24 protein-coding genes are annotated in these 26,661 nt (G+C 66.1%); 17 read left to right on the forward strand and 7 right to left on the reverse strand.

The features are described 5' to 3' along the window. Positions 1 to 5 precede the first annotated feature (5 nt). From NR810_RS25195 to NR810_RS25210, 4 genes are all read left to right on the forward strand, one after another. Complete coding sequence (locus NR810_RS25195) at positions 6 to 767, forward strand: amino acid ABC transporter ATP-binding protein (RefSeq protein ID WP_257455988.1); 762 nt, start codon at positions 6 to 8, stop codon at positions 765 to 767. Between the two features lie 60 nt (positions 768 to 827). Then, positions 828 to 2,285, forward strand: a complete 1,458-nt coding sequence (locus tag NR810_RS25200) for a porin (RefSeq protein ID WP_257455989.1) — start codon at positions 828 to 830, stop codon at positions 2,283 to 2,285. 206 nt (positions 2,286 to 2,491) lie between these two features. Continuing rightward, positions 2,492 to 2,980: a hypothetical protein gene (locus tag NR810_RS25205; RefSeq protein ID WP_257455991.1), complete on the forward strand. Its 489-nt coding sequence runs from the start codon at positions 2,492 to 2,494 to the stop codon at positions 2,978 to 2,980. A gap of 235 nt (positions 2,981 to 3,215) precedes the next feature. Beyond that, positions 3,216 to 4,982 carry an MYXO-CTERM sorting domain-containing protein gene (locus NR810_RS25210; RefSeq protein ID WP_257455998.1) on the forward strand — a complete coding sequence of 589 codons (1,767 nt, stop codon included), beginning with the start codon at positions 3,216 to 3,218 and terminating at the stop codon, positions 4,980 to 4,982. Positions 4,983 to 5,034: 52 nt separating this feature from the next. Here the strand turns inward: NR810_RS25210 and NR810_RS25215 are convergent, their stop codons facing one another. Further along, positions 5,035 to 6,675: a flavin-containing monooxygenase gene (locus NR810_RS25215; protein ID WP_257455999.1), complete on the reverse strand. Its 1,641-nt coding sequence runs from the start codon at positions 6,673 to 6,675 to the stop codon at positions 5,035 to 5,037. A gap of 249 nt (positions 6,676 to 6,924) precedes the next feature. On the opposite strand from NR810_RS25215, the gene NR810_RS25220 reads away from it, so the two are divergent. From NR810_RS25220 to NR810_RS25245, 6 genes are all read left to right on the forward strand, one after another. Continuing rightward, positions 6,925 to 7,119 carry a hypothetical protein gene (locus tag NR810_RS25220; protein ID WP_257456000.1) on the forward strand — a complete coding sequence of 65 codons (195 nt, stop codon included), beginning with the start codon at positions 6,925 to 6,927 and terminating at the stop codon, positions 7,117 to 7,119. Positions 7,120 to 7,289: 170 nt separating this feature from the next. Next, on the forward strand, positions 7,290 to 8,531 hold the full coding sequence (locus NR810_RS25225) for a phenylacetate--CoA ligase family protein (RefSeq protein WP_257456002.1): 1,242 nt from the start codon (positions 7,290 to 7,292) through the stop codon (positions 8,529 to 8,531). Then, entirely contained in the window at positions 8,528 to 9,073 is a 546-nt protein-coding gene (locus tag NR810_RS25230) for a glycine-rich domain-containing protein (protein ID WP_257456004.1), read from the forward strand. The genes NR810_RS25225 and NR810_RS25230 overlap by 4 nt, the downstream gene beginning before the upstream one ends. A 20-nt stretch (positions 9,074 to 9,093) precedes the next feature. Then, positions 9,094 to 10,284: an MFS transporter gene (locus NR810_RS25235; RefSeq protein ID WP_257456006.1), complete on the forward strand. Its 1,191-nt coding sequence runs from the start codon at positions 9,094 to 9,096 to the stop codon at positions 10,282 to 10,284. Positions 10,285 to 10,416: 132 nt separating this feature from the next. Beyond that, positions 10,417 to 10,689, forward strand: coding sequence for a hypothetical protein (locus NR810_RS25240; RefSeq protein ID WP_257456007.1), 273 nt, complete (start codon positions 10,417 to 10,419; stop codon positions 10,687 to 10,689). 105 nt (positions 10,690 to 10,794) lie between these two features. Then, positions 10,795 to 11,052: a hypothetical protein gene (locus NR810_RS25245; RefSeq protein ID WP_257456009.1), complete on the forward strand. Its 258-nt coding sequence runs from the start codon at positions 10,795 to 10,797 to the stop codon at positions 11,050 to 11,052. 103 nt (positions 11,053 to 11,155) lie between these two features. Here the strand turns inward: NR810_RS25245 and NR810_RS25250 are convergent, their stop codons facing one another. Beyond that, on the reverse strand, positions 11,156 to 12,700 hold the full coding sequence (locus NR810_RS25250) for an alpha/beta hydrolase (RefSeq protein ID WP_257456010.1): 1,545 nt from the start codon (positions 12,698 to 12,700) through the stop codon (positions 11,156 to 11,158). A gap of 185 nt (positions 12,701 to 12,885) precedes the next feature. On the opposite strand from NR810_RS25250, the gene NR810_RS25255 reads away from it, so the two are divergent. From NR810_RS25255 to cml, 4 genes are all read left to right on the forward strand, one after another. After that, a complete protein-coding gene (locus NR810_RS25255) occupies positions 12,886 to 13,569 on the forward strand; it encodes a glutathione S-transferase family protein (RefSeq protein ID WP_257456012.1) in 684 nt (227 codons plus the stop codon). 278 nt (positions 13,570 to 13,847) lie between these two features. Continuing rightward, on the forward strand, positions 13,848 to 14,882 hold the full coding sequence (locus tag NR810_RS25260; RefSeq protein ID WP_257456013.1) for a hypothetical protein: 1,035 nt from the start codon (positions 13,848 to 13,850) through the stop codon (positions 14,880 to 14,882). A 39-nt stretch (positions 14,883 to 14,921) separates the two neighbouring features. After that, positions 14,922 to 15,260, forward strand: coding sequence for a hypothetical protein (locus NR810_RS25265; protein WP_257456014.1), 339 nt, complete (start codon positions 14,922 to 14,924; stop codon positions 15,258 to 15,260). A 208-nt stretch (positions 15,261 to 15,468) separates the two neighbouring features. Next, a complete protein-coding gene (cml, locus tag NR810_RS25270) occupies positions 15,469 to 16,698 on the forward strand; it encodes a CmlA/FloR family chloramphenicol efflux MFS transporter (protein WP_257456015.1) in 1,230 nt (409 codons plus the stop codon). 58 nt (positions 16,699 to 16,756) lie between these two features. On the opposite strand, the gene NR810_RS25275 is transcribed toward cml, so the two are convergent. From NR810_RS25275 to NR810_RS25285, 3 genes are all read right to left on the reverse strand, one after another. Further along, entirely contained in the window at positions 16,757 to 18,382 is a 1,626-nt protein-coding gene (locus NR810_RS25275; RefSeq protein WP_257456016.1) for an alkaline phosphatase family protein, read from the reverse strand. Positions 18,383 to 18,599: 217 nt separating this feature from the next. Further along, a complete protein-coding gene (locus NR810_RS25280) occupies positions 18,600 to 18,926 on the reverse strand; it encodes an immunity 26/phosphotriesterase HocA family protein (protein ID WP_257456017.1) in 327 nt (108 codons plus the stop codon). A 487-nt stretch (positions 18,927 to 19,413) separates the two neighbouring features. Next, positions 19,414 to 19,599, reverse strand: coding sequence for a hypothetical protein (locus NR810_RS25285; RefSeq protein ID WP_257456019.1), 186 nt, complete (start codon positions 19,597 to 19,599; stop codon positions 19,414 to 19,416). Between the two features lie 163 nt (positions 19,600 to 19,762). Between NR810_RS25285 and NR810_RS25290 the strand changes: the two genes are divergently transcribed. Next, entirely contained in the window at positions 19,763 to 22,030 is a 2,268-nt protein-coding gene (locus tag NR810_RS25290) for a pyridoxal phosphate-dependent decarboxylase family protein (protein WP_257456021.1), read from the forward strand. 210 nt (positions 22,031 to 22,240) lie between these two features. On the opposite strand, the gene NR810_RS25295 is transcribed toward NR810_RS25290, so the two are convergent. Then, on the reverse strand, positions 22,241 to 22,894 hold the full coding sequence (locus NR810_RS25295; RefSeq protein ID WP_204220128.1) for a glutathione S-transferase family protein: 654 nt from the start codon (positions 22,892 to 22,894) through the stop codon (positions 22,241 to 22,243). A gap of 284 nt (positions 22,895 to 23,178) precedes the next feature. On the opposite strand from NR810_RS25295, the gene NR810_RS25300 reads away from it, so the two are divergent. Together NR810_RS25300 and NR810_RS25305 are read left to right on the forward strand one after the other, a co-directional pair. Beyond that, a complete protein-coding gene (locus NR810_RS25300; protein WP_257456023.1) occupies positions 23,179 to 23,631 on the forward strand; it encodes a GNAT family N-acetyltransferase in 453 nt (150 codons plus the stop codon). A gap of 720 nt (positions 23,632 to 24,351) precedes the next feature. After that, positions 24,352 to 25,470, forward strand: coding sequence for an alpha/beta hydrolase family protein (locus NR810_RS25305; protein WP_257456025.1), 1,119 nt, complete (start codon positions 24,352 to 24,354; stop codon positions 25,468 to 25,470). Between the two features lie 77 nt (positions 25,471 to 25,547). On the opposite strand, the gene NR810_RS25310 is transcribed toward NR810_RS25305, so the two are convergent. Next, positions 25,548 to 26,630, reverse strand: a complete 1,083-nt coding sequence (locus NR810_RS25310) for a DUF4388 domain-containing protein (protein WP_257456027.1) — start codon at positions 26,628 to 26,630, stop codon at positions 25,548 to 25,550. Between the last annotated feature and the right edge of the window lie 31 nt (positions 26,631 to 26,661).

Below are 26,661 nucleotides of genomic sequence, written 5' to 3' on the forward strand. Positions count from 1 at the left end.
TTCCCATGCCGCCCCCCCCTGACGCCTCGCCCCAGACGCCCCTCATCATCGCGGAGGGCGTGAACAAGCACTTCGGTCCCGCCCACGTCCTGCGGGATGTCTCCACCCGCTTCTACGAGGGGGAGGTCGCGGTCATCATCGGCGCGTCCGGGTCCGGCAAGTCGACGTTCCTGCGCACGCTCAACCGGCTGGAGAAGCACGACTCCGGGCGGATCGTGGTGGATGGCATCGAGCTCAATGACAGCGTGAAGAACCTCGATGCGATCCGCCGCGAGGTCGGGATGGTGTTCCAGCAGTTCAACCTGTTCCCGCACCTCACCGTGCTCGAGAACATCACGCTCGCCCCCCGCCGCGTGCGCAAGACTCCACGCAAGCAGGCCCAGGAAGCGGCGCTCGAGCTGCTCACCCGCGTGGGGCTGAAGGACCACGCGCACAAACACCCGCACCAGCTCTCGGGCGGTCAGCAGCAGCGCGTGGCCATCGCGCGCTCGCTGGCCATGCAGCCGAAGATCCTGCTCTTCGACGAGCCGACCAGCGCCCTCGACCCCGAGATGATCAACGAGGTGCTGGATGTGATGAAGGACATCGCCAGCTCGGGCATGACGATGATCATCGTCACGCACGAGATGCGCTTCGCCCGTGAGGTGGGTGACCGGATCCTCTTCTTCGATCAGGGCACCCTGCTACAGGAAGCGCCTCCCGACGAGTTCTTCGACAGACAGCAGAACGAGCGGATCCGGGTCTTCCTGGGACAGCTCGCGCACTAGCAGCCAAGACAATCAGGTCGCACGGCCTCGGAGGACACCAGAGTGACGAGGATGGATCGGATGTTGAGGGGTATCTCTACTGCGCTCCTCTTGCTGGGCGCCAGCGCCGCCCTCGCGGATCAGGCCCAACCGGCCGCGACGCCGCAGGCGGCCCAGCACCCCTCGGATCTCGAGGATCTGCGCGCGGAGCTCAAGCGGTTGCGCGAGGAACTGGATGCACTCAAGGCCGCGAAGCCCGAGGCCGCCGCCGGGTCGGCGTTCGCGCAGGGCGAGTCCAGCGAGGTCGAGGAGCGGCTGGATCTCCTCGAGGTGAAGCAGGAGGACGCGGTGGTCGCGGGTGACATCCCCGGCTCCTTCCGCGTGCCCGGCACGGACATCTCGCTGCGGATCTACGGCATCGCGGAGCTGAACTGGATCCACGACTTCGAAGGCGACAATACCGACATCGACTACGCGACGTTCTCCCCGTATCTGCCGCTCGAAGGCACGCCCGCGGGGAACCGCAAGAATCGCGACTTCCTCACCGCCCGCACGTCCCGCTTCGGGTTCGAAGCGGGCATTCCCACCCGCCTGGGCCTCATCGGAGTGAAGCTCGAGGGAGACTTCAACAACGAGCCGCGTACCGGTGATACCGCGCAGTACGGCTCGCCCCGGAACGTCATCACGCAGCAGCAGACGAGCAGCTACGGCTTGCGCTTGCGCCACGCGTACGGCCAGTTCGGCGGGCTGCTCATCGGCCAGACCTGGTCCACCTTCATGGACGTGGACAACTACCCCGAGACCGTGGACTTCAACGGCCCGGTAGGTGGGACCATCAGCCGCCAGCCGCAGATCCGCTTCTCCTACGTCACACAGCCGGCGGGCACGTTCACCGTCGCGCTCGAGAACTCGTCGAGCTACGTGCTCGACGACGAAGGGGCTGTGATGGCCTCGAGCCTGTCCCGCATGCCCGACCTCGTCTTGCGCTGGGACAAGGGCTTCGAGTGGGGCGCGACGAGCGTGCGCGCCGTGACGCAGGAGCTCCGCGTGGATGACGGAGAGGGGGCGGAGGGGATCCGGCGTGGATGGGGCGCCGCGGCCAGTGCTCTCGTGAAGGTCCGCGGGAAGGACCTGCTCACCCTCGGCGTGACGGGTGGCGAAGGCATCGGGCGGTACCTCAACTACATCGAGGGAGCGATCTACGACGCGGACGCCGACAGGATCGAGGTCGAGCGGGCCATCGGCTTCGTCGTCGGCTACCAGTTCAAGCCCACCCCCTGGGTGCGCTTCAATCTCGTCTACGGCATGACGCGCAACTTCGACAACGCGTTCACCGAGGTCGCCGTGGCGAACGGGATCGACTCGGGCCGCTTCGGCATCAACCGCTGGGTCCAGCAGGCCCAATTCGGCCCGATCTTCACGCCGGTGCAGGGCGTCGACCTGGGGCTCGAGGCGATCTGGGCCGCGCGCGAGACGCTCGCCGGTGAGCGGGGCTATTTGACGCGTCTGAACTTCCTGGGCCGGTACTACATCAACTGAGCGGAAGTCATCGCCCAGCGACGAGTGCCGCCTCTGGCGGTTGAAAAAGACTGAGCAAACGGCGCGGGCCGGCTCCGGATCTCACCGGTGCCGGCCCGCGTCTGTGTATCAATTGAGCGAGCAGCCGACCCAGGGGCGGAGGTGGGATGAGAGGCCTCACATCCATGTCGAGGACTTTCCAATACTCGAAAGGACCCACACAGCACATGGACTCATCTTCCCCCCCATCCACCCAGAAGACCCCGCAGCATTGCGAGTGCCCCACAAACCACCTGACAGCCTTCCGGAGTACCAACGGGAAGTGGCGGGGCACATTCACCCAGTACGCTCTCGATGGCCAGGTACAGAGAGCGTATTCGATCGAATCGGAGAATCGGCTCGACTGCGATTCCTTCTACTCCCTGATCATCCTCACGGATGCCCAGGGACAACAGCAGCGGCTGGAGTTCACCGTTCCGTACTCCCGGGAGATCGACGGCTTTCTGCTGGAGACCCCGACCATCAAGGGGACCGCTCGCCAGGTCGGAGACTCGGCGGTGTTCATGTTCCAGGAGCAGACCCCCGAGGGCCCCAAGGACACTTTCGAGGTCATCTCGGCGAAGGGCAGAAACCGTTTCCAGATGTTCCAGTACTCCATGGGGGACACCTTCACGGGCTACACCATCATCCATCAAACGAGGGTGGATGAGCCGTAACGCATGAGAGGGATGGGAGGGTCTGCTCCCGCCAACTCCCCTCCCCTCCCTCCCTCATGCCGCAAGCCCACTGGACCGGCTTCCGAATGAGCCCTCCGAAGCCCGGCTCTTCCCGTGGGCCAACACCCGTGCGCCTCTGGACTCGCGAATCCAGGCGCCGGAGCCTATCATGTCGTCCCAGCGGTGTTCGGCCGGGTCCGCCGCCTCGTATCTACGATTGCTCGTGTCTACGACCATGAGACCCTTCCGAATCCTCGCCGCGGCCACCAGTGCACTGCTGTTCACCCCCCCCGCTGTCGCAGCCACGGAGGAGGGAATCCTGGACGGCCACCCCGTCGTCCTCGACTCCCAAGGCAAGCTGCTCTCCTGGCTGACTCCCCAGGAGACGGCCTATGACCAGACCGTCCGTCTCTCGTGGGAGTTCCTGAAGACGGGACTGCCGCTCGGCGCCAACGGGCTGCCGCTGTACTACTCGCACTCCACGTTCGATTTCCCGCAGCTGACTGGCGGCACGTGGATCCACAACCCCGCGGGCCTCAACGCGATGATGGTGGACTCCGCCATCAGCTACCACGCGTACTCGGGGGATCGCACCGTCCTCGACCTGGTGCGAGGCGCGCTCGAGCATCAACTGGCGCACGGGACGACGCCGGAGGAGTGGAGCTGGGGGGGTGTACCCTACGCCAGCGCCGAGGCGGGCGCGGTCGACTACCGGGGCGTGGATGATGTCGCCATCTGCGGCTACCCCTGCGGGCGCGGGGATGGCGTTGGCGCCATCGAGCCCGACAAGGTGGGCGAGCTGGGGCTGGGGTACCTGAAGTTCTATGAGCTCACGGGCGAGAAGCACTTCCTCGAGGCCTCCCTGCGCTGCGCGAATGCGCTGGTGGACAACGTGCGCACGGACGGGGACAGCCACCGCTCCCCCTGGCCGTTCCGGGTCTACGCGGAGAACAACGTCCCGCGCGAGGAGTACACGGCCAACGTCATCGGTCCCATCAAGCTCTTCGAGGAGCTGATCCGGCTGCGCCTGGGCCGGGTCCAGGATTACGAGCGGACGCGGCAGCTCGCCTGGGAGTGGCTGCTGGCCTACCCGATGAAGAACGGGGCGTGGTCCGGCTACTTCGAGGACGTGCTGAAGATGGAGGACCCCTGGCAGAACATCAACCAGTACATCCCCATGGAGACGGCCCGGTACATGCTGGAGCACCCCGAGAGGGATCCGGACTGGGCCCGGCACGTGCCCGCGCTCATCGCCTGGGTGGAGGAGAAGTTCGCCCAGGACACGCCCGACACGTTCAACGAGAAGGGCCTGCAATGGGGCGCCCATGCCATCTCCGAGCAGATCGAGGACATGGGAAAGATGGGCAGCCACACCGCGCGCTATGCCTCCATCAATGCGCGCTGGCACGAGCTGACCGGCGACCCGGAGGCCCGTGAGAAGGCGTACCGCTCATTCAACTGGGCCACCTACCTCTCCGACGAGCAGGGGGCTGTCAGCGCGGGCGTGAACGACAGCCAGGGCTGGTGGTTCACGGACGGCTACGGAGACTACATCCGGCACTTCATGGCCGGCATGGGCTCCATCCCCGAGTGGTCGCCTCCTGGCGAGAACCACCTGCTGCGCTCCAGCTCCGTCGTCCGGCAGGTTTCCTACTCCTCCGGGCAGCTGAGCTACGTCACCTTCGATGCGAACGCCACCGAGGTCCTACGGGTGATGACGCGGCCCACCTCCGTGCGCGCGGGGGACAAGCGGCTCGAGGAGCGCAACTCCCTCTCCTCCGAGGGGTACACCCTGCAACCACTACCGGGAGGCGACTTCGCGCTCCGCGTCCGTCACCAGCGCTCGGGGGACGTGCGGATCTCCTTTGGAGCGGAGGACGCCAACGGCTGCGGGTGCACGTCGGGGGCGGACGCGGGTGCCACCCTCGTGCCACTGCTCCTGGTGGGCCTGGGGCTGCGCCGCCGCCGCGAGCAACCCCCATGTCAGAGGGGCCGCGTATAGAACGTGGAGCGCCCAGGAGGGCCTATCGTCCATGGCCTTCTCCGGCTCCGAGTCACCTCGTCAAAGAGAAGCCCTCGTAGCCCTGGGCCGCAACGGCCTCGCATTTCTTCCTATATGCCCCGACACCACCAATATAGGGCATGAAGACACGTGGCTTGCCTGGGATGTTCGCCCCGATATACCAGGAGTCCGCCAGGGGAAAGAGCGTGCGATCAACCAGCGCACTGGCGTGTGCAACCCATCCGTCCTCCGCTTCGACGGTTGCCTCGATGCGTTCGAGACGGTGCTCTCTCAGATAGGTGATGCAGTCCGTGATCCAGTCCACGTGCTGCTCGATGGAGACGATCGTGTTGCTGAACACGGAGGGACTACCGGGGCCGGTGATGGTGAACAGGTTGGGGAAGCCCGCGATGGCGAGGCCGAGGTACGTGCGCGGGCCATGGGCCCACTTCTGCTTCAGTGTCACGTTGCCCCGCCCGCGGATGTCGATGTTGAGCAGGGCGCCTGTCATGGCATCGAAGCCCGTCGCGAACACGATGCTGTCCAGCTCGTACTCCGCGCTCCGGGTCCGAAGCCCCCTGGGCGTGAGCTCCTCGATCGGGGACTTCTTCACGTCGACCAGGGTGACGTTGTCCCGATTGAAGGTCTCATAGTAGCCGGTGTCGACGCAGAGGCGCCTGGTGCCCAGGGGATGATCCCTGGGCATCAGGGCCTCGGCGACGCTCGGGTCGCGGACCGTTGCGCGGATCTGGGAACGGACGAACTCGGCGGCGGTTTCATTGGACTCCCGGCAGATCCTCAGGTCCGAGAACGCGGCGAGGAATCCGGTGCCGCCCTTCGTCCATCGAGCCTTGTACTCGCGCTCCCGCTCCTCGGGCGACACGTCCAGAGCCGACCTCTCGTTGACGTCCATGATGACCCCGGCACGTGTCTCACGGGCCTTGCGCCGGTACTCGGCATAGTTCGCCTTCATCCACGACTCGTAGGCCGGATCCATGGGCGCATTGCGCGCGGGGACGCTGAAGCACGGGGTCCGCTGGAAGACGAAGAGGTGGGCTGCCTGCTCGGCGACGAGGGGGATGAGCTGGACGCCGGACGAGCTCGTGCCAATGACGCCGACGCGTTGACCGGTGAAGTCGACGGCTTCGTGCGGCCATCTGCCCGTGTGGTACCACTTGCCCTTGAAGGTCCCGAGCCCCTTGAAATCCGGCACCTTCGCGGCGGACAGGCAACCCGTCGCCATGATGCAGAACCTGGCGGACACGTTGACTCCGCCGTCCGTCTGGATCGCCCACCGGTTCGTCGCTTCGTCGAAGCCAGCGGCGGTCACTCGCGTGTTGAACTGGATGTTCCGGCGGAGCTCGAACCTGTCCGCGACGTGGTTGATGTAACGCAGGATCTCCGGCTGGGTGGCGTACCGCTCGGTCCACTTCCACTCCTGCTCGAGCTCATGCGAGAACGAATAGGAGTAGTCCAGGCTCTCGATATCGCAGCGCGCGCCCGGGTAGCGGTTCCAGAACCACGTGCCGCCGACCTCACTGCCCGCCTCGTACACCCGTACCGATAGCCCGAGCTGGCGCAGGCGGTAGAGCATGTACAAGCCCGCGAACCCAGCCCCGACAATGACGGCGTCGAAGTGGCTGGTGGGCTCCTCCGCGCCGCCCCCCGAACGATCCGACTTCAAATCAGACATGCATTCGCCTCCATGTGAGCGACGTGGCCTGGTCCGCAACACCTAACATGCCCCCCTGACATTCGAACCAGGCTCCCAAAACCTGAGCAAACATGAAAAACAGACAAGACCTTGACCCCTGATAAGTTGGACCTTAAAACAAACATACGGTCGCGCAGCCGGGCCGTGGAGCACCCGAGCACATCCGGGTGCGGCTGTGGGAGTATGTATTTGTATGCATCATCCACCCGTTCAGTCTCGGAGGTTCGAATGAATAGCCTGATTCGTCAGCTCGCCCAGGATCATCTCTGGAATCAGTGGGTCGCGGCCAACTCTGCCGGTGCGCCGATCGTCGAGGCCGGTTGCATCTCCGGGCCGGCTGTCGCCGTGAAGGCCGGCTGCATCTCCAGGGGCGCTGCCCCCGTGAAGGCCGGCTGCATCTCCAAGACCGGCTGTATCAGCTGATAGGGTAGTCCGGGTCGCGAGCGAGGGGGGAATGCGCCTTGTTCCCGTGCCTTCCCTCCTCGCTCGCGCCCGCTCCGATGGGTTGGTGCAACGCTTTTCATGGGTCCGTTCAACCGTCTCCCCTCCCCCCGACTCCACCGATGGACACCCGAAGACAGACGCTTGTTGAGATGATCGAGCAGGTCAGGGACATTCCCATCTACCAGCAATCGCTCGAGCAGGGGTTCTTCCCGATCCTGGAGAAGCCAGAGATCGCCAGGGGGTTCCCGGACAATTGGATGACCCCGAGGCTCGCTGAAGCGTTGAAGGTGGGTGAGGCGGAGTTCGTGCTCTCGACCGGAACCAATCACGCGCGGATGCAGATCATCCGTCCCCCCTTCTTCCTGTTGAAGTCCTACTACCAGTTGTGGAGCGAGCATCCCGACATCGCCGTCACCTGGCAGCAGAACTGTCAGCGCGTCTCGATCACCACCGTGCTGGCGACCGAGCACGTGGCGCGGCTCAACGCGAGGAAGCGCGGCGCCGAGGCGCAGGCCCTTCCGAGCCTCGAGGAGCGCCGGCTCGACTCGCGCACGCTCTATCTCAACCTGAGGCTCGACCCGGCGCTTTGGGAGCGCGGTGACGTGGAGCGCATGCTCGATGAAATGACCGCTGTCCAGCAGGCGCATCCGCTGGGCGCGTATCACCTCGACTGCGACAGCTACCACCTCGCGCATCTGGTGCGGAAGGCCCTGGACTGGGACGAATGGCGGCGCTTTCCGAAGCCGGCCAGCATCATCCACGCCTACGAGTACACGCCGAGGAACGTGCGCCGGTTCCTGCAACGGCATTTCGAGTGCCCGATCATCGACCTGTTTGGCAGCACCGAGCTGGGGTATCTGTATTACAACGATCGTCACGGACGATACTGGCCCTACCTCGACAAGATGCACCTGGAGCTGATCCCCGTCGAAAAGGGCAGCACGATCTACAGCATCATCGTCTCGAGCTTGCGCAACCCCTACATGCCGCTGATTCGCTATCGCTCCGGTGATTGTGCCGAGACACTCGATGGCTCCCCCGACCCGCTTCGGATTCGCCGGTTCTGCGGGCGGGAGAGGGAGCTGCTGCGGCTCGAGCGTGGAGGCGTGATCTCCCAGGCGGATCTCGACGACTGGATCGCTGACGCCACACCGTCCATCTTCCTCTATCAACTCCACCTGAAGGCGCCGCGGCAGGCCCGACTGCTGTACACCACCTTCGACAACAGGCCCGTCGATCCAACCGTGGCGCGCGAGCTGCGGCACAGGAGCCTGGAGGTGGCCGGGCTCGAATGCGAGCTCGAGCATCGCGAGCACATCGCGATCGGCAAGTCCGGGAAGTACGCCTGGCTGGTGCAGGACTCCGAAATGACAGGACAAGGTGTGTCATGAACTCCCATCAACCCAAGGTGACAACCGCCGCGCTGAGGGCTTTGCTCGATGAAGCGTTCTTCTCCGGCGTGGTGCGGCACTTCGTGCGGACCACCGGCGAGGAGCCCACGTACGTCGAGCGTCAGGTCATCGAATGCCTGAAGTATCTGTACCTGATCTCCCGCTACCCGGAGCGGCTGGCCGGGCTGTTCCTGCCCGTGGAGCAGGCGATCGATGAGGTCTGGCACTATTTGATTCTGCAGACCCGAGAGTATCGGCAGCTGTGCGAGGAGCGCCTGCCGGGCCGCTTCTTCATCCATCACCGCAGCCTGCCGTACGAGGACTACCAGCAGAGCCAGCCCGGCCGGGAGCAGATGCTCGAGGAAGCACTGCGCTGGCTGCCGCTGTATCGCGAGGAGTTCGGTCCCTTCGACGAGGGCGCACTCCCCCACTGGACGATGGTCCGCTTCCTCCACCAGCAGTTGGGCCTTTCCCTGGGCACCATCGCGGCGCTCGAAGCGGAAGGCCCGGCCGCACAATCCGATACGGAGCACGTCCGTTGAGCCTTCGAGCTGCGCGGGCCGTGCCCGCCACGTCCATCAACACGCTGGTCCTTTTGCTGTGTCAGGTCGTAGGGCTCGCCAGCGCGGTCTCGATCCAATTCGTTGGCAGCCTGGTGGGTAAGTGGCTCGCGGTGGATATGCGGCTCGCGACCCTCCCGGTTGCCGTGATGGTGCTGTCCTCGGCGCTGGGCACCTGGCCCGCCAGCCAGCTGATGCGTCATTTCGGACGCAAACGCTGCTTCATCGCCTCGGCGCTGCTGTCCGCCTGCTGCCTGGCACTCGCGGCACGAGCGGTGCACCGGTTCGACTTCTGGCTGTTCTGCGCAGCCGTTTTCGGCGTGGGCCTGCACGGCTCCTTCGTGCAACAGTATCGCTTTGCAATCCTCGAAGGACAGGAGAGCAGCAGGGCCCCGCGCCTGTTGACCCTGATCCAACTCGCGAGCGCCGTTGGCATCTTTCCCGGCATCTCACTCTTCGGCCTGCTGGCGGGAAGGACGTCCGATTACGTGCCTCGGGTCCTGCTGGTCCTGGCGATGCTCCAGGTGATGGCCGCGCTCTCACTTCTGCTGTACCGGCAGCAAAGCGCGGTCGTCGCCGAGGTTTCCGCCACACCCGACACAAGCGTTCGCGCGTTGTATTGGCCGATGGTGGTCATGGGCGCCGGAGCCTTCCTGGTGATGAGCCTGCTGATGGTGCCAACGCCCTTGCAGATGTGTGGCTTCGAGCAATACATGCTTCAAGAGGCGAGCTGGGTGATACAGGTGCACCTGCTGAGCATGTACCTGCCCTCGCTGTCGATCAGTGTCATTCTGAGAAGAGTGTCGATCGCACGGTTGCAGGGGTTGGGGCTGCTCTTCCTGCTCGTGGGGTTTCTGAGCAGTTGGATTCCAGGACTTGGAGGGCACATGGTCGGGCTGGCGCTGGTCGGCGTGGGGTGGTGCTTTGTGTTCGTGACCGCGACGACCCTGGTGGCGCGCAGCCGCTCGGGCTCGGAGCGTTTTCGTGCACAGGGTATCAATGACCTGTGCGTGTTTGCCGCCAGCGGCGTGGCCTCGCTGACGTCCGGAGCGCTCCTCTCGGTGCTGGGGTGGAACGGTTTGCTGAGCCTCGGCTCGTTGCTGGTTCTGTTCTTGATGGCACTGGCCTGGTATGTCCACCGCGGACCAACCGAACCCGAGGCGTCCCGCAGCGACCTGACCGCCGCACGGTAGAGAGTCTCAGGCCCTGGCCATGGCGAGACCTCTACGGCGTGCTGTCACGTCACCCGGTTGACAGTGATTCCTCCTCTTCACTACGGTCGACACCTCGACCCGTAAGCAAGGATTGACGAGGATTCCATGCGCATGAGGAGCACGTTGGGCGGGCTGTTGGCGGCAGGGCTGTTGTCCGTGGGCTGTGGCGGCATGATGCCGGAGGAGCAGCCGGAGCAGAGCCTCCCTCGAGCCGAGCAGGAGCTCACCCCGAGCTGCCCCGCTGGTTACACGTTGGGCGCCTACTGGGACTGCGCCCAGATTTGCGGCGCCGGGTGGGGCAACTTCGTTCGCTACTACTGCACCAACGGCGCGGACTACTACGAAGCAGGAACCGGCAGTCATAGCTGTGGAGACTGTTACTGAGGTCCAACGCGCCCTTGGGGGTGGTTGGCTCCCCCGAGCGCTGATGGCTGGGAGTCAGGGCTGAACCTGTCTCCCGTCATTCTGGCCCCGCCCTCCCAACCAGCCATGCCCGACCCCTACAGACCCTCGAAGCCCGTCGCCGCCCTCTACTTCCTGTGCAGCCCCTTCACGGCAGCAACGGTGGCATCATCCGCCGGTCGTGATCTGCAGCAGCTTGTGTTCTCGTTCCTCATCTCCCTCGTGATCCTCGGCTTGGGCTACCGCTGGGTCCGCCAGAGTGAGATGCGCACCACCCTCGCCACGCTCATCGTCACGGTGATGGCGGTGCCCTCTTGCTTCTCCATCATCGAGCTCTTGTCCTGAGTTCCGTTCCAGGTTGCCGCCCTGGATGAGGCGGAGCTCAGTGAACAGCGGTTCAACAAGGTCTTCGCAGTGAACGTCGGGCTGTTCAGTCAGCAGCCGACCGCTAGGGAACGGCGGTGGCCGGGGGCTCGACGAGGAACTCGATGTGGCTCGCGGCCGCGCAGGAGGTGTCGGGCCGCACCGTGGGCTTGCGCAGGAACTCCCGGGCGATGTCCGCCGCGCAGGTGTTGGTGTCGAGCACCGCGTGAGCACCTCCGGCGATGACCACGTGGTGGCCGCGCTCGAGGGTCTGCTCCGCGGCGCTCCCCAGTGCTGGCGGGGTAACGGGATCGAATTCCCCCGAGAGCAGCAGCGTGGGGACCCTGGACACCACCGGCTCGTACCAGGACGGGTCCGCGGCACCCGATGGCCACTGGGCGCAGGTGCTGAACATGCCGAGCTGCGTGGGCAGGAAGAAGCCCTGGAGCTCCGGCAGCGTACCGGCCGCTCCCGCGCTCACCGCCGCGGGGCTGGTGGCGGATACCTCCTCGCGGCACAGGGTGGAGAGGTGCATTCCGTAGCTGAGGCGCATGAACGACGTCAGCATCGGCGAGGCGCCGATGGCGTTGCCGAGCAGTGCGGTCCGCCCCTCCATCACACCGTGGAGCATGGCGGGAATCGTCTCGAGGATCGCCGGGTCCTGGAGGAAGCCGGACAGGAACTGGATGAAGACGGCCCCGTCTACCCGCAGGCGGCCGGGCCGGCCTTCCGGAGTCTCGAAACGTACATCGAGAGGACTCGCATTCAGTGAGCGCACCACCTCGGAGAAGACCTGCTCCAGCTCGGGATAGCGGGCATCACAGGCCGCATCCGCGGCGCAGGCCTCGAACACCCTGCGCAGGGAGCGGTCGAAGCCCGGCACCGCCTGGAGGTAGAGGTTGTCCCGCGGTGGCAGCACCGAGTCGATGATGACGCTGCGCACGCGCTCGGGCGCCCGGCGGAGCACCTCCAGCGCGAGCCGCGAGCCGTAGGCGGAGCCTCGGAGGTTGATGTGCTGGAGTCCCAGCGCCAGCCGGATTGCCTCCACGTCCTCGGCGCTCTCCTGGGTGTTATAGGCGGTCACATCGATGCCCTGGCCCCGCAGGCGATCGCCGCACCGGCGCAGCGGGTCCGGATAGGGCATGCCGACCTCCCAGCACTCCAGCGCGGGCTGGGAGCCCCCGACGCCGCGCTGGTCGAACACGATGAGCTGCCGCTCCGAAGCGAGGGCTTCCACCCGCTCCCGCGTCAGGGGCTTCTCGAGCTGGGCGAGGCGAAGTCCCGGGCCTCCCGTCAGGAGCACCACCGGATCCTTCGCCTTCGCCTCCCCGGGCGCTCCGAAGATGGCCACCGCGAGGCGGATCCACCGGCCATCCGGTTGGGCATGGCGCTCCGGGACGGCGACGTAGCCGCACCGGACCGTCTCTCCTTCCACCTGATCTGGCGCCAACATGAACCAGCACGGTGCTGGCTCGAAGCCCGCCGGCGCCCGCTTCTCCGCCAGGGGCCGCCCGGTGTCGTCTGTCGGGGTGGACAGCTCGGCAGCCATCGCCTGGCCGCAGCCCGCGAGCAGCAGCCCACTCCCCACCCGTACCAGCCAGCGTGTCAGTCCGCTCCCCGAGAAACGCATGCTTCCTCCTCCTTGGCGTGTCCGGACACGATTACAAGAATGATTGAAAATTTGGAAGCGCCTGTTATTTCGGAATAGCCGGTCAGATTCCGCACAACTCCTGAGCCAGGATCCGCGGGCATCTTGGTCGCGCTCGAACCGCTGTTCGCCGCGTATGTTCGCGACCGGCAGCCCGGTGGACGGGCGTGAGCCGTCGACCTTCTCGCCGTTCGCTGACGATGCGCATCCTCTTCCACATCCAGACCTCCCCCTTCGCCCGCCGTACCCGCCTCGCACTCGCGCACAAGGGGCTCACCGTCGAGCTGCGCAACGTGCGTGCCCACCCGGAGCTCCTCGAGGAGTCGCGCCGCCTCTCCCCGCTCAAGACGACCCCCGTCCTCGTCGAGGAGGATGGACGTGTCCTCGGGGACTCGACCGCCATCTCCCACTACCTCGATCGGGCCTACCCCTCGGCTCCGCGTCTCTGGCCGTCGGAGCCCGATGATGCACTCGCCGTCTTCGAGATTGCCTCGCTCGTCGACCTCGCCCTGAACACCATCGCCGATCTCGGCGCCCGGTACTACGCGCTTCACTCCTCCGAGGCCTGGAGTGACGTGAAGACCGAGGCGATGGAGCGCGCCCAGCGCGCGCTGGATGCACTGGGCCAGCGCGTCTCGGTGCTCTCGCGCCCCACCATCGCCCGTAGTGGCTGGTCGGCGGCGGATATGTGGCTCGTCACCGCTGAGCACTGGCTTGCCACGATGCCCGAGCGTGCGCCCAGGTTCCCCGTCATCGCGCAGCTGGCCTCGCTCGGTTGGCGCCTGCCCCCGGAGCTCTCCCGCTGGGCCGATCAGCACCGCAACCGGCCCGATGTGCTCGCGCTCGGCTAGCTTCTTCGCGAACGGACAGCTCCACCCTTCTTCGGCTCCGCCCCGCTCGAGGGAGCCGGGCTGGCGGTTACTTGCCGCCAGCCTTGGTGAACTGCATGAGCGCGTCAGACGTGAGCTTGTAGTCCGGGCTCAGCGACGTGTGGCGTCGGCCGACACGTCATCTGGGTCAACCGACATGTCAACATGGTTGGATGCCCATGGCGAGGAGCTGTGGAACCACGTCAGGCGCCAGGCGTGCCACCAGTCGAAGTGGGGCAGAATCCCTCGAAGGAAACCCCATGCACCCCGGTGTATCGCTGACGTCGGATGACACGGAAGACTGGCGCCTCCCCGTCGTGGGGCCTGGCCTGTTGCTGGACGTCCCCGCGAGGGGACGCTGGCTGCAACGCCCGTCCCTGCACCTGGAGGCGGCACCGCGCTACCGGCTGCGACTGGTGTGGCGTGGCCAGCCGCTGCTCTGGGCACGCATTGCCGGCTACTGGGACCAGTGCGTCCTCGTCCGCGGACCGGCGGATGTGCGGGGTGCCCTCCCCCTGCTGACGGCCCCCGACGTGCGCGCGGTAGGCCACGAGCCGGGAACGCCGGCCTGGTGGGAGGCCTGGGCGAGGCAGTGGGGACGCATGCTGGTGGACGCCTCCGAGTCCGTGCTCTACACCGGCCGCTGGTGCTTGCGCCCCATGCGAGCCATCTCCGCGAACCAGGCATCACGCCACGCCATCAGCACGATGGAGTGGTCCTTCGGCCAGCCACCCATGCCGCCGCACTCGCTGGACGCTGTGCTGCGCTTCCGCTCGGCCTGGGTGGAGAACTGGTGGGAGGAGATTGCGGACCAGAAGCCGGGCACCGTGCTCCCCCTGCGCGCCCCCTCCGACGCGGAGGACGGCCGCATCAAGAGCTGGCGCAAGCGCGCGAGGGACGGAACATTGCCGCCCGCACTGCTGCTCTACGTGGACTTCCTCGGGAAGTGGCTCCTGCTGGACGGGCATGACCGCATCCATGCGGCGCTGCTCGAAGGGCGGGACCCCCCGTTGATGGGACTGTGGCCCGTCGTGGAGACACGTCGCCCCGGGAGCAGGGTGCGCGAGGAGGGCGCGCTGATTGGCGCCGAAATCCAGCTGCGCGCCGGGGCCACGCCGGAGGTCATCGACCGCGTCAACCGCCTGCTGGTGCGCAGCTTCAGCTGGTCCGGACGCGGCACCGTCACGCGCGCGTGGCCCGTGGCTGGAGGCATCAAGGTCTGGCAGGCGGAGTTGCGCGCGTGGCGAAAGTGGAACCCCGCCCCCCTGGAGGCGGATGACGGGGATTGGCTGTAGACTGGCCCATCACGGTACCCACGGAGGCACTCTCAGGGAATGTCGCTCATCGGATTGCTCGTCAGCCTGTTCCTGCAATGCTGCCTCGGGACCTGGCTGTTCATGGTGGTGGCCTTTTCCGCTGGCGGGCTGGGGAATGGCCGCACCCTCCCGACCTGGCAGACCCGGGTGCTGGACCTGAGCCTGCTCGCCGTGCCGGCATCCAGTGCGGTCGTGGCACTGGGGATGCTCGCGCTGTATCTGGTGGGGTCCCCCTGGCTCTCCTGGTGGTGGAATGCCCTGCCGGTAGGAGTCGGGCTGGTGTACTTCTTGTTCTTCGGCTACGCATCCCGCTCGAGAACGAACCGGCATGTGGCCTCGTCACCCGGGCGGGATTGAAGCCCGATGTGGATGTTGCTTCATTCACCATGATGGGTGACGATGCGCTCATCGCTGGGGTATCGACATGGACACCGCGTCTGCAGACCACTGAGCCGCAACAACAACGGAAGTCGTTGTTGCGGCCATCTGCTTCAGACATCCACGAGTAACGTCCTGGAGAGGCAGATCGCCGCCAAATGTTCCTCATTTGCGCGGGTGTATCGTCATGCCTCGAGAAAACCGTCCGGTCTGGACTCATTCGCTTTCCGTAGCACTGCTGCTGATGGCCCCATTCGACCTGCTGGCGTCGATGGCCATGGACCTCTATCTGCCGGTGGTGCCGGCAATGCCGGCCATTCTCGCCACCTCGCCCGAGGTCGTTCAGTTGACACTGAGCCTCTACATGGTCGTCCTGGGCGCGGGGCAACTCGTGTTCGGGCCGATCTCCGACAGGATGGGGCGCCGCCCCGTCCTCTTCGGCGGTGCGGTCCTGTTTGTCATTGCCTCCTTCCTGCTTGCCGGCACCACGTCCGCGGCGACCTTCGTGAGCCTTCGTGTCATCCAAGCCCTGGGGGCGGCAGCGACACTCGTTGCCACCTTCGCGACGGTGCGCGATGTCTATGCGGATCGCCCAGAAGGAGCGGTCATCTACAGCCTGTTCAGTTCGATGCTGGCGTTCGTGCCGGCACTGGGACCGGTCCTCGGCGCCCTGATTTCCAACCATTTCAGCTGGCGAGCCAACTTCATCCTGCTGGGTGTCCTCGCGGGTATCGCCACGCTGAATGCGTTGCCAAAGTGGAACGAAACGAGGCCCCTGAATGGAATCAGGCCGCACGTGGCGTTCGGGCCGATTCTCACCGACCTCCCTTTCTGGAGCTACACGCTCGGGTTCAGCGCGGCGATGGGCGCGTTCTTCGTCTTCTTCTCGACGGCCCCCCGTGTCCTCATCGATCGAGTCGGCTTTTCGCAGCTCGGCTTCAGCCTCGTGTTCGCCACGGTGGCGCTCGTCATGATCGCGACGACACGGTTCGCCAGGCTGTTCGTGGCGCGGTGGGGTAACGCCGGGAGCCTCGTCCGCGGAATGGGACTGTTGCTCCTGGGGGCGGCACTCCTGGCGACGGGTGAGCTGACCGCCGCTCCGTCCTTCTGGGTCTTCATCCCACCGATGTGGCTCATCGCGATGGGCATCGTCTTCACCTGTTCGGTGACAGCGAATGGCGCGCTCCAGGCCTTTGGCCATGTCGCTGGCACGGCGACCGCCCTCTATTACTGCATCGAAAGCCTCATCGTCGGTGCGGTGGGGACGGCACTGGTGGTTCTCTTGCCCGGCGACACGGCATGGCCGCTGGTTGCCTATTGCACGCTCATGGCGCTCGTCACGCTGGGTTGCAGGAGGCAGGTGGATTCCACTCAGAAGGCCCAGCCCACGGCCAGCGAGGTGCGCTCTCCTCATTAGGCACCCGTGAGGGGCAGGGAGCGGGGCGGCACGAGGCCTCGCTCCCTTGGAAGTCGTCCTATCGCCCCGTGAGCGCCTCCGCGCGCGGCTTGCCTTCAGCCGATGCGGGCATACCCATCTCCAGGAGCGCGGACAGCGTGGGGGCCACATCCACCGGGTCGATCTCCTGGAGGTACAGTCCCGGCTTCACACCCCGGCCCGCGAACACCACCGGCACCTGAGACTCGTATGAGTAGGGCACGCCGTGGTTGGTTCCGCGTGGGTAGTCGGTCACGACCTGGAACGGCTTCACCATGAAGAGCACATCCCCGCTGCGCCGCGGGTAGTAGCCGCGCCGCAGTGGCTCCACGAGGCCCTCGGTGTCCGGCGCCGTGTCCAGGTCATCCCGGGCCACCGCCATCACCGCGAAGGGCTGCTGCGCGAGCCATTCCGCCGCCGCTCGCCGGACCGCCGCGCCATCCACCTGGCCTGACTCCAGGGCCTTGCCTCCCAGGTACACGTCCAGGTCCAGCATCTCCACCGTCACGTCTACCCCGAATTTCGTGCGCAGCTCCGTCGCCAGCGTCTTGGACATCTCCACGGAGTTGATGCGCCTGGCGGGCATGCCCGCCTGGGCCCAGGCCTCCGGAATCTCCGCGCCTCCGTGGTCCGCCGACAGCGCGATGAGCAGGTTCGCTCGGCCTCCCGCCGCGCGCTCGGCGGCCGCGATGAGCTCGCCCAGCGCCTGATCCAACCGCAGCAGCGAGTCCTGGATCTCCCACGAGTACGGACCGAACGCGTGGAACACCTCGTCCGTGCCGCTGAAGCTCACCGCGAGGATGTCCGGCACGTCGTCCTTGCCCAGGCCCTCCCCCACCAGCGCCGCCTTCGCGGCCTGCACCAGCAGGTCGTGCGAACGGGGCGACACGGCGAAGGCCTTGTAGGACTTGGGGCCCGGTGCCGTGAGCCCATTGCGCAGGGAATGGGGGAACGTGCGGCCCATGCCATAGGCGTCCGGCTCCGCGGCGCGGTCATCCTCCCCCACGTACTCCGCGCGCGGGCGCAACAGCTCCCAGGTCTTGCCGAAGCCCGCGTCCGCCAGCTTGCGCGCGTTGAGCTCCTGCATCCACGCGGGCACCGCCTTCGCGTACCAGGTGCTCGTCACCATCTTTCCCTCCACCCCGTCGAACCACCACGCCTGGCCCAGCCGCCCGGCCAGTGGAATGGCCGCGCGCGCCTTGAACGACAGCGCCACCACCTTGCCCCTTCCCTGCGTGGAGACGCGCAACCGGTCCGCCAGCGTCTCCGCCATCAGGTTCTCGGGGCTGGTGTCCGAGGTGGGATCGGTGGCTCCGTCCAGGACCGGATGTGTCGGGTCCATGTAGACCTGCACGCGCTGGCCGGTGGCGCGGTCATGGACGTCGTTGTCCACGATGCCGTGGCGCCAGGGGTTCGCGCCGGTGGCCAGCGTGGCGTGACCCGGTGCGGTACGAGTCTCCGCATAGGCATACCGGGCGTAGGGGTAGAACGCCCCCGTGTTGAGCAGCTGCCCCAGACCCCCCGTGAGGCGCGGACGGTTGCGCAGGAGCAGGTCGCTGCCCAGGGCATCCACGCTGATGAACAGCGTGAGCTTCGGAGCCTTGGCGGAAGCGGGCAGGGCGAACAGGGTGGAGAGGGCCACGAGGGCGGCGAGGACACGCGACATGGTGGACAGCCTCTCCGGCCGGATGGTCAGAAGCAACCCACATGCGTCCCCACCGCCTGGACACGTCACCCTGCACTGATACTGGCGGCATGCACGGGGCAAGCCAGTTTTGGGGGCACGGGCCGTACAGGCGCAGCATCCACATACCCGGCCCGAGCGCCTCGAGCGCAGCCCGCGGCCGTTGGGGCATGCATCCTTGCCCCAGGCCCTGCGGAAGTTACGTGAACAGTCTCGTGCTTTCGTCGAGGCGTTCCGCGAGGCGGCTGCTCGGTGGAAGCCAGGAGATTTCTCGGCCGGTTTCCTCTCTTTCCTGCATGAACTGGACGCTCGGTTGGGAGAACTGTTCCTCGAGTTCCCTCCACCCGATGAGCTCCCACGCCCTCTCCTCCAGATGGCGGACAGCAATCTTGAAGAGGATGGGCTTGGAAGCGATCCGCTCCAGGTCGGAGTCCGGAGTGTTCGTCCTGTAATCGTAATAGGCATCATGCGGCAACTTGAGCACTCTGCCGTAGGCGAATGAGCCGTCAGCAAGAGGAACTCTCAAGAACGACCCGGTTTGTAGATCCGCGGCATCCCTAATATGCCGTGCAAGGGTGAAGTTGGCCCCACAACGCCGAGGCGGCGTCGTGGAACCTTCTGCCTCGTGGATTGTCTTTCGCCACGCCGCGCACGGCAGTCTCGGTGCGATAAGGCTCTCCGGTGTCAGCGCGGGCCCCTCCCAGGGAATCCATCAACTGCTGCTCTCTGCCGCGAATCCGCCAATACGCAACGTCGTCATATCTCCGGTCATGGTCAACGGCAGCCCCGACATCGAACTTATCGACTTCCGCCTCGGTGAACAGTGCTCTGGGGTTCGGCATTCTCGTTCTTCAAAACCTCTCCTACGGACTTTGGATCAATCCTGCCTGGTAGCCCTTCTTCATGGGCCGCACCACGGATAACAGTCTCTGCGCGCTCCCTTGCACCAGCGCTCGCACGACTTGGGGCTCGGTGCGATTGACTTTGTCGTAGAGCGCCGCCAGCGAGACGGTCTATTGCTTGTCCCTCTGTGCTTCAAATACCTCATCAATCCACTGCGAACTCAGGGCATGCTCGAGCGTGCGGCGCACCATCACCGTCACGGGGCTGCGCTGCGTGAAACGCTCCACGATTGCATTCAAGACCACGTTCATTCCTCCGCGTCTGGGCGCGAGGAATTCGTCTTGGCCGTCCGCCATCCCGGATCCACCTCCGCCCAGGTGGGCATTCACCTTCCCACCTGACCGCTATGGTAGCACCCTCCACATGACCTGAAATTTGACACTGTTTCCGGACACCGTCTTCGGAATCCATGACAGCTCTTGGGCGCTGGGCCTAGAGTGCGCGCCGTAAGGAGGAGTCATGAGCGAGAAGTTCCATCCGAACTATGGCGGTGCAGCCACCGAGTCCTTGAGGGACGCGCTACAGAAGCGACTGCGCTCCAATGAACTGACGCACCGATTCCAGGTCACGGCTCAGCCCCGCGAGGCCCCCGCCGTTCCAGGAGGCCGCCAGGTGGAGGCCTGGTTCCTCGGGCCCCGCGCCGAGAATGCCGAGCTCTTCGAGCAGCTCGTCGTGGAGGCGCTGCGCGATCACGCCTTCTGGCGCCGCAACTTCCATCCCAGCGATCCCCCTGCCATCACCCAGAGTATCAAGCGCGATCCGGGCTACCTGCAGGCGCTGGACACGCTCCACACCGAGTTCGACACGCTCCTGGCAGAGCTCAAGAAGTCCGCCCCCTTCTTCAGCATGCGCTACCAGGGACACATGACGTGGGATCAGACGATCCCTGGCATGGCCGGGTACTTCGCCGCGATGATGTACAACCAGAACAACGTGGCGCTCGAGGCCTCGCCCCTCACCACGGTGCTGGAGGTGCGCGTTGGACAGGATCTCTGCCGCATGCTCGCCTTCCCCGAGCACGAGGGGATCAAGCCCTGGGGCCACCTCACCAGTGGTGGCACCACCGCCAACATCGAGGCCATGTGGGCCGCGCGCAACCTGAAGTTCTATCCGCTCTCGCTCCAGGCGGCCATCCATGAGAGGCCTGAACTGGCCCCGTTGAAGGACTTCCGGGTCACCTTGCCCTCGGGCCGGAGCGCGCTTCTGGTGGAACTGGACACCTGGCGGGCGCTGAACCTGGGGGTGGACGAGGTGCTGGGCATCCCGGCCCGCATCGAGCAGCAGTATGGCGCCTCGCACGGCCTCACCGTGGCCAGACTCACCCAGCTGGTGTCGGATTACACACTGCAGGATCTGGGGCTCGTCGAGTTCACCCGCCGTCACCTGAACGGGGTGGGCTCACCCGTGTTCCTGGTGCCGGGCTCCAAGCACTACTCGCTGCCCAAGGCCGCGGCCATCCTGGGGTTGGGCGCGGACCACATGTACAGCATCCCTCTGGACGTCGAGGGCCGGATGGATGTGGCACGCCTGGAGGCGAAGCTGGATCAGTGTCTGGCCGAACGCCGACCGGTGATCGCCGTGGTGGCTGTGCTGGGCACCACGGAGGAGGGGCTGGTAGACCCGCTCGCCAAGGTCCTGGCCCTGCGGCGGGACAAGTACCGTCCGGCGGATATCGAGTTCTGCGTGCACGCGGACGCAGCCTGGGGCGGCTACTTCGCCTCGCTGCTGCGCGAGCCGCCGCAGGGCATGCGGACCGCCGGTCCTACTCCAGCGCTCTCCCTGAGCACCTACGTCACCGAGCAGTACCTGGGCCTATCACAGGCGGACACCGTCACCCTGGATCCCCACAAGACGGGCTACCTGCCCTATCCGGCGGGCGCCATGTGCTACCGCAATGGCGCCATGCGCAGCCTGGTGGCCTTCGAGGCCCCGTATATCAACACGGCCGGCGGCCAGGAGGAGCTCACCGTGGGCAAGTACGGCGTGGAGGGCTCCAAGCCCGGCGCCGCCGCCGCGGGCGTGTACCTCAGCCACGCGGTGATCCCGCCGGATCAGCGTGGCTATGGGCAGATCCTCGGCAGAGCCCTGTACAACTGCAAGATGTTCCACGCCGGGCTCTTGTTGATGAATGAGCCTTCGGACCCCTTCGTGGTGGTTCCCGGGCCGCGCTTCCAACTCCCGCCGTCCCTCATGGAGCGCTACGGAGGCACCAGTCAGGCGCTGGAGCGCCTGCGGCACGTGGTCCGAGGCAAGAGCAGCGCGAGCCTCTTCTCTACCGCGGAGGGCGAGGATCTGGAGTTGTTGCGTGAGATTGGCGCGGATCTCAACATCGTCACCTACGCCTTCAACTTCAAGACGGCCGGCGGGCTCAACCCCGACATGTCTCTGGTCAACCTCTTCAACCGGAAGATCTACGACAGGCTAGGGGTCAAGGCGGATGGCCGGGACATCTACGGCTACCAGCTGCTGGTGAGCACCACGGACTTCATCGAAGCGGACTACGGCAAGGCCTTCTTCGAGGACTACCAGCGGCGGCTGCTGGGCACCTCCACCCCCATCGGCCCCTCCGAAGGGAAGATCAGCGTGCTTCGGTCGGTGATCATGGATCCATGGATCGCCGAGGATCTCCAGGGGCGCCCCTTCATCGAGACGATCATGGAGGAGATGCGCTCCACCGTGTTGGACGTGCTCAAGGAGTTGCAGGAATCAGGTGAGCTGCCGTCCTGAGGACCGCCTGGGCCGTGGAGCCGTTGCTCAGGCTCCCGGCCTGATCTCCAGGGGCCGGCTCGAGGGGGATCCTTCAGCCGGCTTCCCTGGCCCCGGCGGCCAATCGAGCGATCACGCGGCGGACGTACCGGCGTTCCTCATCGAGCGCCACGCGCGGGCGAAACCGCCCGAAAACTCGGATGACGACTTCGAGCCCAGGACAGACCTCAATCAACCGATTGGTGGCTCTCCGGTGTAAACCGCCAATTGAGCGGCGAAAGCCCGCTTGTAGGCGGGCCGCGCTTCGCCGCGGGCGACATAGGCGGCCAGGTTCGGAAATTCATCCAAAATGCCCGATGATTTCAGCCTGAGCAGCACCGACACCATCATCAGGTCGCCCGCGCTGAACGCACCGTCGAGCCAGTCGGCATCGCCCAAGCGAGCAGATAGTTGCTTCAGCCGGCCGCGCACGCGATCCTCGACCAGAGGCATGCGCTCCTTATTCCAAGGCTTGTCGCCCTCGAGGAGCTTGGCGGTTCCGAGCTCAAGGATCGGCGGCTCCACTGTGTTGACCGCGGCGAACATCCAAGTGATCGCGCGCGCCCGGGCATTGGCATCGTCCGGCAGCAAGCCCGCATGGCGCTGGGCGATATGGAAGACGATCGCTCCTGTCTCGAACAGCGCAAGATCGCCTTCCTCATAGGTCGGAATCTGGCCGAAAGGATGAAGCGCCAGATGCGCGGGCTCCTTCATCGCACGGAAGGAAACAAGGCGAACCTCGTAAGGTTGGCCCACTTCTTCAAGCGCCCAGCGAACGCGCGTGTCACGCGCCAGCCCCTTGCCGCCGTCGGGCGAACGTTCGAAGGCGGTGATGGTGATGGTCATCGTGAGGCTCCTCCTAGCAAAATCATCGGCTGCGAGGCCGGCAAGCTGTCAAGGCAAATTCAACGAGACACCGTCGCCGCGGACGTTCAAATGTCTTCTCTGCTTGTGACTACGCCCCCACAATAGAAGGGCCCCAGGGTCCCAGCGACGCTGGCGCCTCACCCTGCTGGTGAGTGAGGCCGGTCCAAGTTCCCGCGCTTCGTCATGCCCGAACAAGATAGAACCCTTCCGCCATTCGCCTCGCGACCTCCCTCGGGGCGCAGACTGGACGGAGCCTTTTCAGAATGATCCTCCGCAACGTCACAGATGAGGACCTTCCCATCTTCTTCGAACACCAGCGCGACCCAGAAGCGCTGCGCATGGCCGCATTTCCATCGCGGGAGCGCGACGCGTTCATGACCCACTGGCGCACAAAGGTTCTCCGCCCTGAAAACGTCACCCGCACCATCGTCATGGGCCGCGTGGTCGTTGGGTACATCGGCAGTTGGGAACAGGATGCCAGGCGCCTCGTCGGCTATTGGATTGGTCGCGAGCATTGGGGCAAAGGCATCGCCACTCGGGCCCTCTCTGAGTTTCTCGTGCTCGAGCCCGCCCGGCCGCTTCATGCGTGGGTCGCTCTCCACAACCTCGCGTCGATCCGCGTCCTCGAGAAGTGTGGCTTCCACACCATGCTCAACGAGAACCCGCATCACCCGGGTGGAGTTGCCGAAGTCCTCATGAGGCTTGGTTCGACGTAGTGAGTGTGGCTCGCGCTACGACGACTTCCGGTCCAAATTCCGGCGCCTCGTCATGCCCGCCAACATCCCGATGTGCTCTGGCGTCTTGGGCAGGACTTCGGCCTTGTGATCGAGGCGCACACCGATGTGAAGGACAGCACCCAGCCCATCGGAGCCAACAAGGTGCGGCAGACGAAGAGCCCCCTGATTGGGTTGCAGCGCGCGGGCGCCTTCGGGACGGAGTGCGCGCCACGGCCGTACTCGTGTCGCCCTGCACAAGCGTTACGACGGGGGTCCACCCCCACGCGGATGGCGTCCTTTTGAGGGGCCGGGCTCCGAGGGATGTGGGCCGGGGACGGCGCCCTGGCCGGACGGTGCAACCCCTTGGGGCACACCCCTGCCCTGGCCGCCCTGGCTCGAGGAGAGAGGCAGTGAGTTGGGATATGTCGGACAGACACCTGCCCGCGACTACTTGTCGTATCGGGCCGCGTCGGCGCCGTCGTAATTCCTCGCCCGTCCCCGTCGCGACAGGAAAGACGTAGCGTGCGAAGGTCACTGAGCCGCTTCATCCTGTACACAAGCGGCTGGAACGAGGCCGGTTCCGGCTACCGCAAGACGAAGGGCCGGTGACTGTTCGAGGCGGGGCCGGTGTTCCACGAGCGGATGCCTGTCTTTGCCGTACCAGCAGCGGGTCCGGCAGGTGCGGCACCACCGCCACCTTTCCTGAAGGAAATGACACCCATGCGTCATCTCACGGCCGTCACAGTGCTGTTCCTTGCCCTGTTCGCATCGCCCGCCACGGCGGACACGGCGCCCCACCTCCCCAGACCCACCGGCCGCCAGCCGGTCGGCACCACCTCCCTGTACCTGAAGGACACCTCGCGCCCCGACCCGTGGGTGCCATCGGTGAACTACCGGGAGTTGATGGTCTCCCTCTTCTACCCGGCGACCTGGGCGAACGGTCCGAAGGCGCGGTACATGACCCCGGAGGAGTCGGCGGCACTGATCGCGGACACTGGCATCCCCGACGTGCCACCCGAGCTGCTGAGCACGACGCGGACCAACTCCGTCCGCGATGCGTGGCCGGCCGGTTGCGCGCACAGCCTGCCGCTCGTCGTGCTGTCGCCGGGCTACAAAAAGCCCCGTGCCACGCTCAGCTCACTGGCCGAGGACCTGGCGAGCCACGGCTACGTCGTGGCGGTGGTCGACCACACCTACGAGACCCTCGCCACCAGCTTCCCCGACGGGCACGTCACCGGGTGTGCTTCGTGCGACATACCGCACGACCTGGAGTTCTGGCAGAAGCTGGAACAGGGCCGGGCGGCCGACGTGTCGTTCGTGCTGGACGCCCTGACCGGGCCGCGCTCGAAGTGGCGTGGCGCGTACCTGATCGATCCGTCCCGCATCGGGATGGCCGGCCACTCCGTGGGTGGCGCGAGCACCATTCCCACCATGGTCAACGAGTCCCGCATCCGGGCCGGAATTGACATCGACGGCGACACGGACACCCCGCTCCTCGCCCCCGGGCTGTCCCGGCCGTTCATGTTCCTGAGCCACCAGCTCACGCCCACCCTGTGCCAGCCCGGCGTGAACACGCACTGGGAACGGGACTGGCAGCAGATGACCGGATGGAAGCGCTGGTTCGAGGTGGCGGGCACGGTGCACGCGTCGTTCACCGACGTCGGGCTGGTCGCGGACCAGCTCGGCGTCGACATCGGCGCGAGCACCACCGGGGAGCGCACCCAGGCCATCACCCGGGCCTACGTCAACGCGTTCTTCGACCAGCACCTGCTCGGCAAGCCGCAGCCACTGCTGGACACGCCCTCGCCGCTGTACCCCGAGCTCGTCCTCTGCCACTGAGCGTATCCGTCGTGGCGTATAGGTGGGGATGTGCCTCCGGTCCCGAGTTGGGGCGGCTCCGCCGTTACCGGATCGTACTAGCGCAGTTGCAACAATCCCATCCGCATCAGCTTGGCCAGGGTCTTCAGCGTCTCCAGCTCGCGCGCGGGACTGGCCAGCACCAGCGTCGACACGTCCCATGAGCCGTTGACCAGCCCCGCCAACTGACGCTCCTCCTGCTTGAGCAGAGATTGCGCCTCCGGATCCGGCCTCATCACCGGCACCGCCAGCGGCGGCAGCTCCGCGTACAGCGCCGCCACGTGCTCGCTCTGCACCATCCGCGCGAACTCGCGCACCCGCCGGTCCGCCGGGTCACTCGCCAGCAGCGACGCGCACACCAGTTCCGCCGCGTCGTACTGCCCCTCGCGCACCAGCACCGCGCCCTTCTCCAGCATGTCCGTCACCGGATCCACCACCACCTCCGGCGCCCCCTCCACCTCCACATGCTTCGCCCTCAGCAGCTCGAACACGCGGCGCGTCACCGACGAGCGCGACAGGCTCAGTGACAGCCGCAGCCGCCCCAGGTTCTGCCCTCCCGCGCACATCGTCAGGAGGATCCGGTGCAGCAGCGGCTGGCGCGGGCTCGGCTGCACCTTCGAGCGCACCGTCAACGCGTCCCCGGGCAGCACCCGGTCCACGTCCGGCTGCTCGTCCACCCACCGCAGCGACTCGAAGAGCAGCTCCCGGAGGCTCATCTCACAGGGCGCCCACTCCTCGCCCCCGCGGTCCAGGTCCTCCGTCCAGTGGAAGGCGCCATGCCCTCCCCGCGTCTGGTCCACCATGGAGCCGAACATCTCCTCGCGCACCAGCTCGCGCACCAGCTTCGGCTCCACCTTGTGGGCCCGGAGGACGGCGTCCACGTCCTCGCCCCCCGGCGGCAGCGCCTTGAGGGCCGCCAGCACCTCCGCGCCATCCGCCAGCTTCGCCAGCGAGAGCACCCGGGCCACCCTCCCCCACAGCCCCTCGTGGGCCACGGCCAGCACCTGCCCGGAGAGCAGGAAGAGCTTTCGCTCGCCTCCTTCCCAGGACAGGAGCTGGAGCGTTCCCGTCTTCCGGGAGCTATCCAACCATTGGAGCAATTCGGGCAGGGGGAAGCTGGAGAAATCGCCGTGCAGGGCCATGGGGGTCTCCCATCGAGGATACAGTCGGGCG

Source organism: Archangium lipolyticum, from assembly GCF_024623785.1.
Taxonomy (GTDB): Bacteria; Myxococcota; Myxococcia; order Myxococcales; family Myxococcaceae; genus Archangium; species Archangium lipolyticum.

Bases quoted from the DNA above. Each gene is read 5' to 3' on its own strand.
- NR810_RS25195 (WP_257455988.1), top strand. From the start codon at position 6: ATGCCGCCCCCCCCTGACGCCTCGCCCCAGACGCCCCTCATCATCGCG.
- NR810_RS25200 (WP_257455989.1), top strand. From the start codon at position 828: ATGTTGAGGGGTATCTCTACTGCGCTCCTCTTGCTGGGCGCCAGCGCC.
- NR810_RS25205 (WP_257455991.1), top strand. From the start codon at position 2,492: ATGGACTCATCTTCCCCCCCATCCACCCAGAAGACCCCGCAGCATTGC.
- NR810_RS25210 (WP_257455998.1), top strand. From the start codon at position 3,216: ATGAGACCCTTCCGAATCCTCGCCGCGGCCACCAGTGCACTGCTGTTC.
- NR810_RS25215 (WP_257455999.1), bottom strand. From the start codon at position 6,675: ATGTCTGATTTGAAGTCGGATCGTTCGGGGGGCGGCGCGGAGGAGCCC.
- NR810_RS25220 (WP_257456000.1), top strand. From the start codon at position 6,925: ATGAATAGCCTGATTCGTCAGCTCGCCCAGGATCATCTCTGGAATCAG.
- NR810_RS25225 (WP_257456002.1), top strand. From the start codon at position 7,290: ATGATCGAGCAGGTCAGGGACATTCCCATCTACCAGCAATCGCTCGAG.
- NR810_RS25230 (WP_257456004.1), top strand. From the start codon at position 8,528: ATGAACTCCCATCAACCCAAGGTGACAACCGCCGCGCTGAGGGCTTTG.
- NR810_RS25240 (WP_257456007.1), top strand. From the start codon at position 10,417: ATGAGGAGCACGTTGGGCGGGCTGTTGGCGGCAGGGCTGTTGTCCGTG.
- NR810_RS25245 (WP_257456009.1), top strand. From the start codon at position 10,795: ATGCCCGACCCCTACAGACCCTCGAAGCCCGTCGCCGCCCTCTACTTC.
- NR810_RS25250 (WP_257456010.1), bottom strand. From the start codon at position 12,700: ATGCGTTTCTCGGGGAGCGGACTGACACGCTGGCTGGTACGGGTGGGG.
- NR810_RS25260 (WP_257456013.1), top strand. From the start codon at position 13,848: ATGCACCCCGGTGTATCGCTGACGTCGGATGACACGGAAGACTGGCGC.
- NR810_RS25265 (WP_257456014.1), top strand. From the start codon at position 14,922: ATGTCGCTCATCGGATTGCTCGTCAGCCTGTTCCTGCAATGCTGCCTC.
- cml (WP_257456015.1), top strand. From the start codon at position 15,469: ATGCCTCGAGAAAACCGTCCGGTCTGGACTCATTCGCTTTCCGTAGCA.
- NR810_RS25275 (WP_257456016.1), bottom strand. From the start codon at position 18,382: ATGTCGCGTGTCCTCGCCGCCCTCGTGGCCCTCTCCACCCTGTTCGCC.
- NR810_RS25285 (WP_257456019.1), bottom strand. From the start codon at position 19,599: ATGGCGGACGGCCAAGACGAATTCCTCGCGCCCAGACGCGGAGGAATG.
- NR810_RS25290 (WP_257456021.1), top strand. From the start codon at position 19,763: ATGAGCGAGAAGTTCCATCCGAACTATGGCGGTGCAGCCACCGAGTCC.
- NR810_RS25295 (WP_204220128.1), bottom strand. From the start codon at position 22,894: ATGACCATCACCATCACCGCCTTCGAACGTTCGCCCGACGGCGGCAAG.
- NR810_RS25300 (WP_257456023.1), top strand. From the start codon at position 23,179: ATGATCCTCCGCAACGTCACAGATGAGGACCTTCCCATCTTCTTCGAA.
- NR810_RS25305 (WP_257456025.1), top strand. From the start codon at position 24,352: ATGCGTCATCTCACGGCCGTCACAGTGCTGTTCCTTGCCCTGTTCGCA.
- NR810_RS25310 (WP_257456027.1), bottom strand. From the start codon at position 26,630: ATGGCCCTGCACGGCGATTTCTCCAGCTTCCCCCTGCCCGAATTGCTC.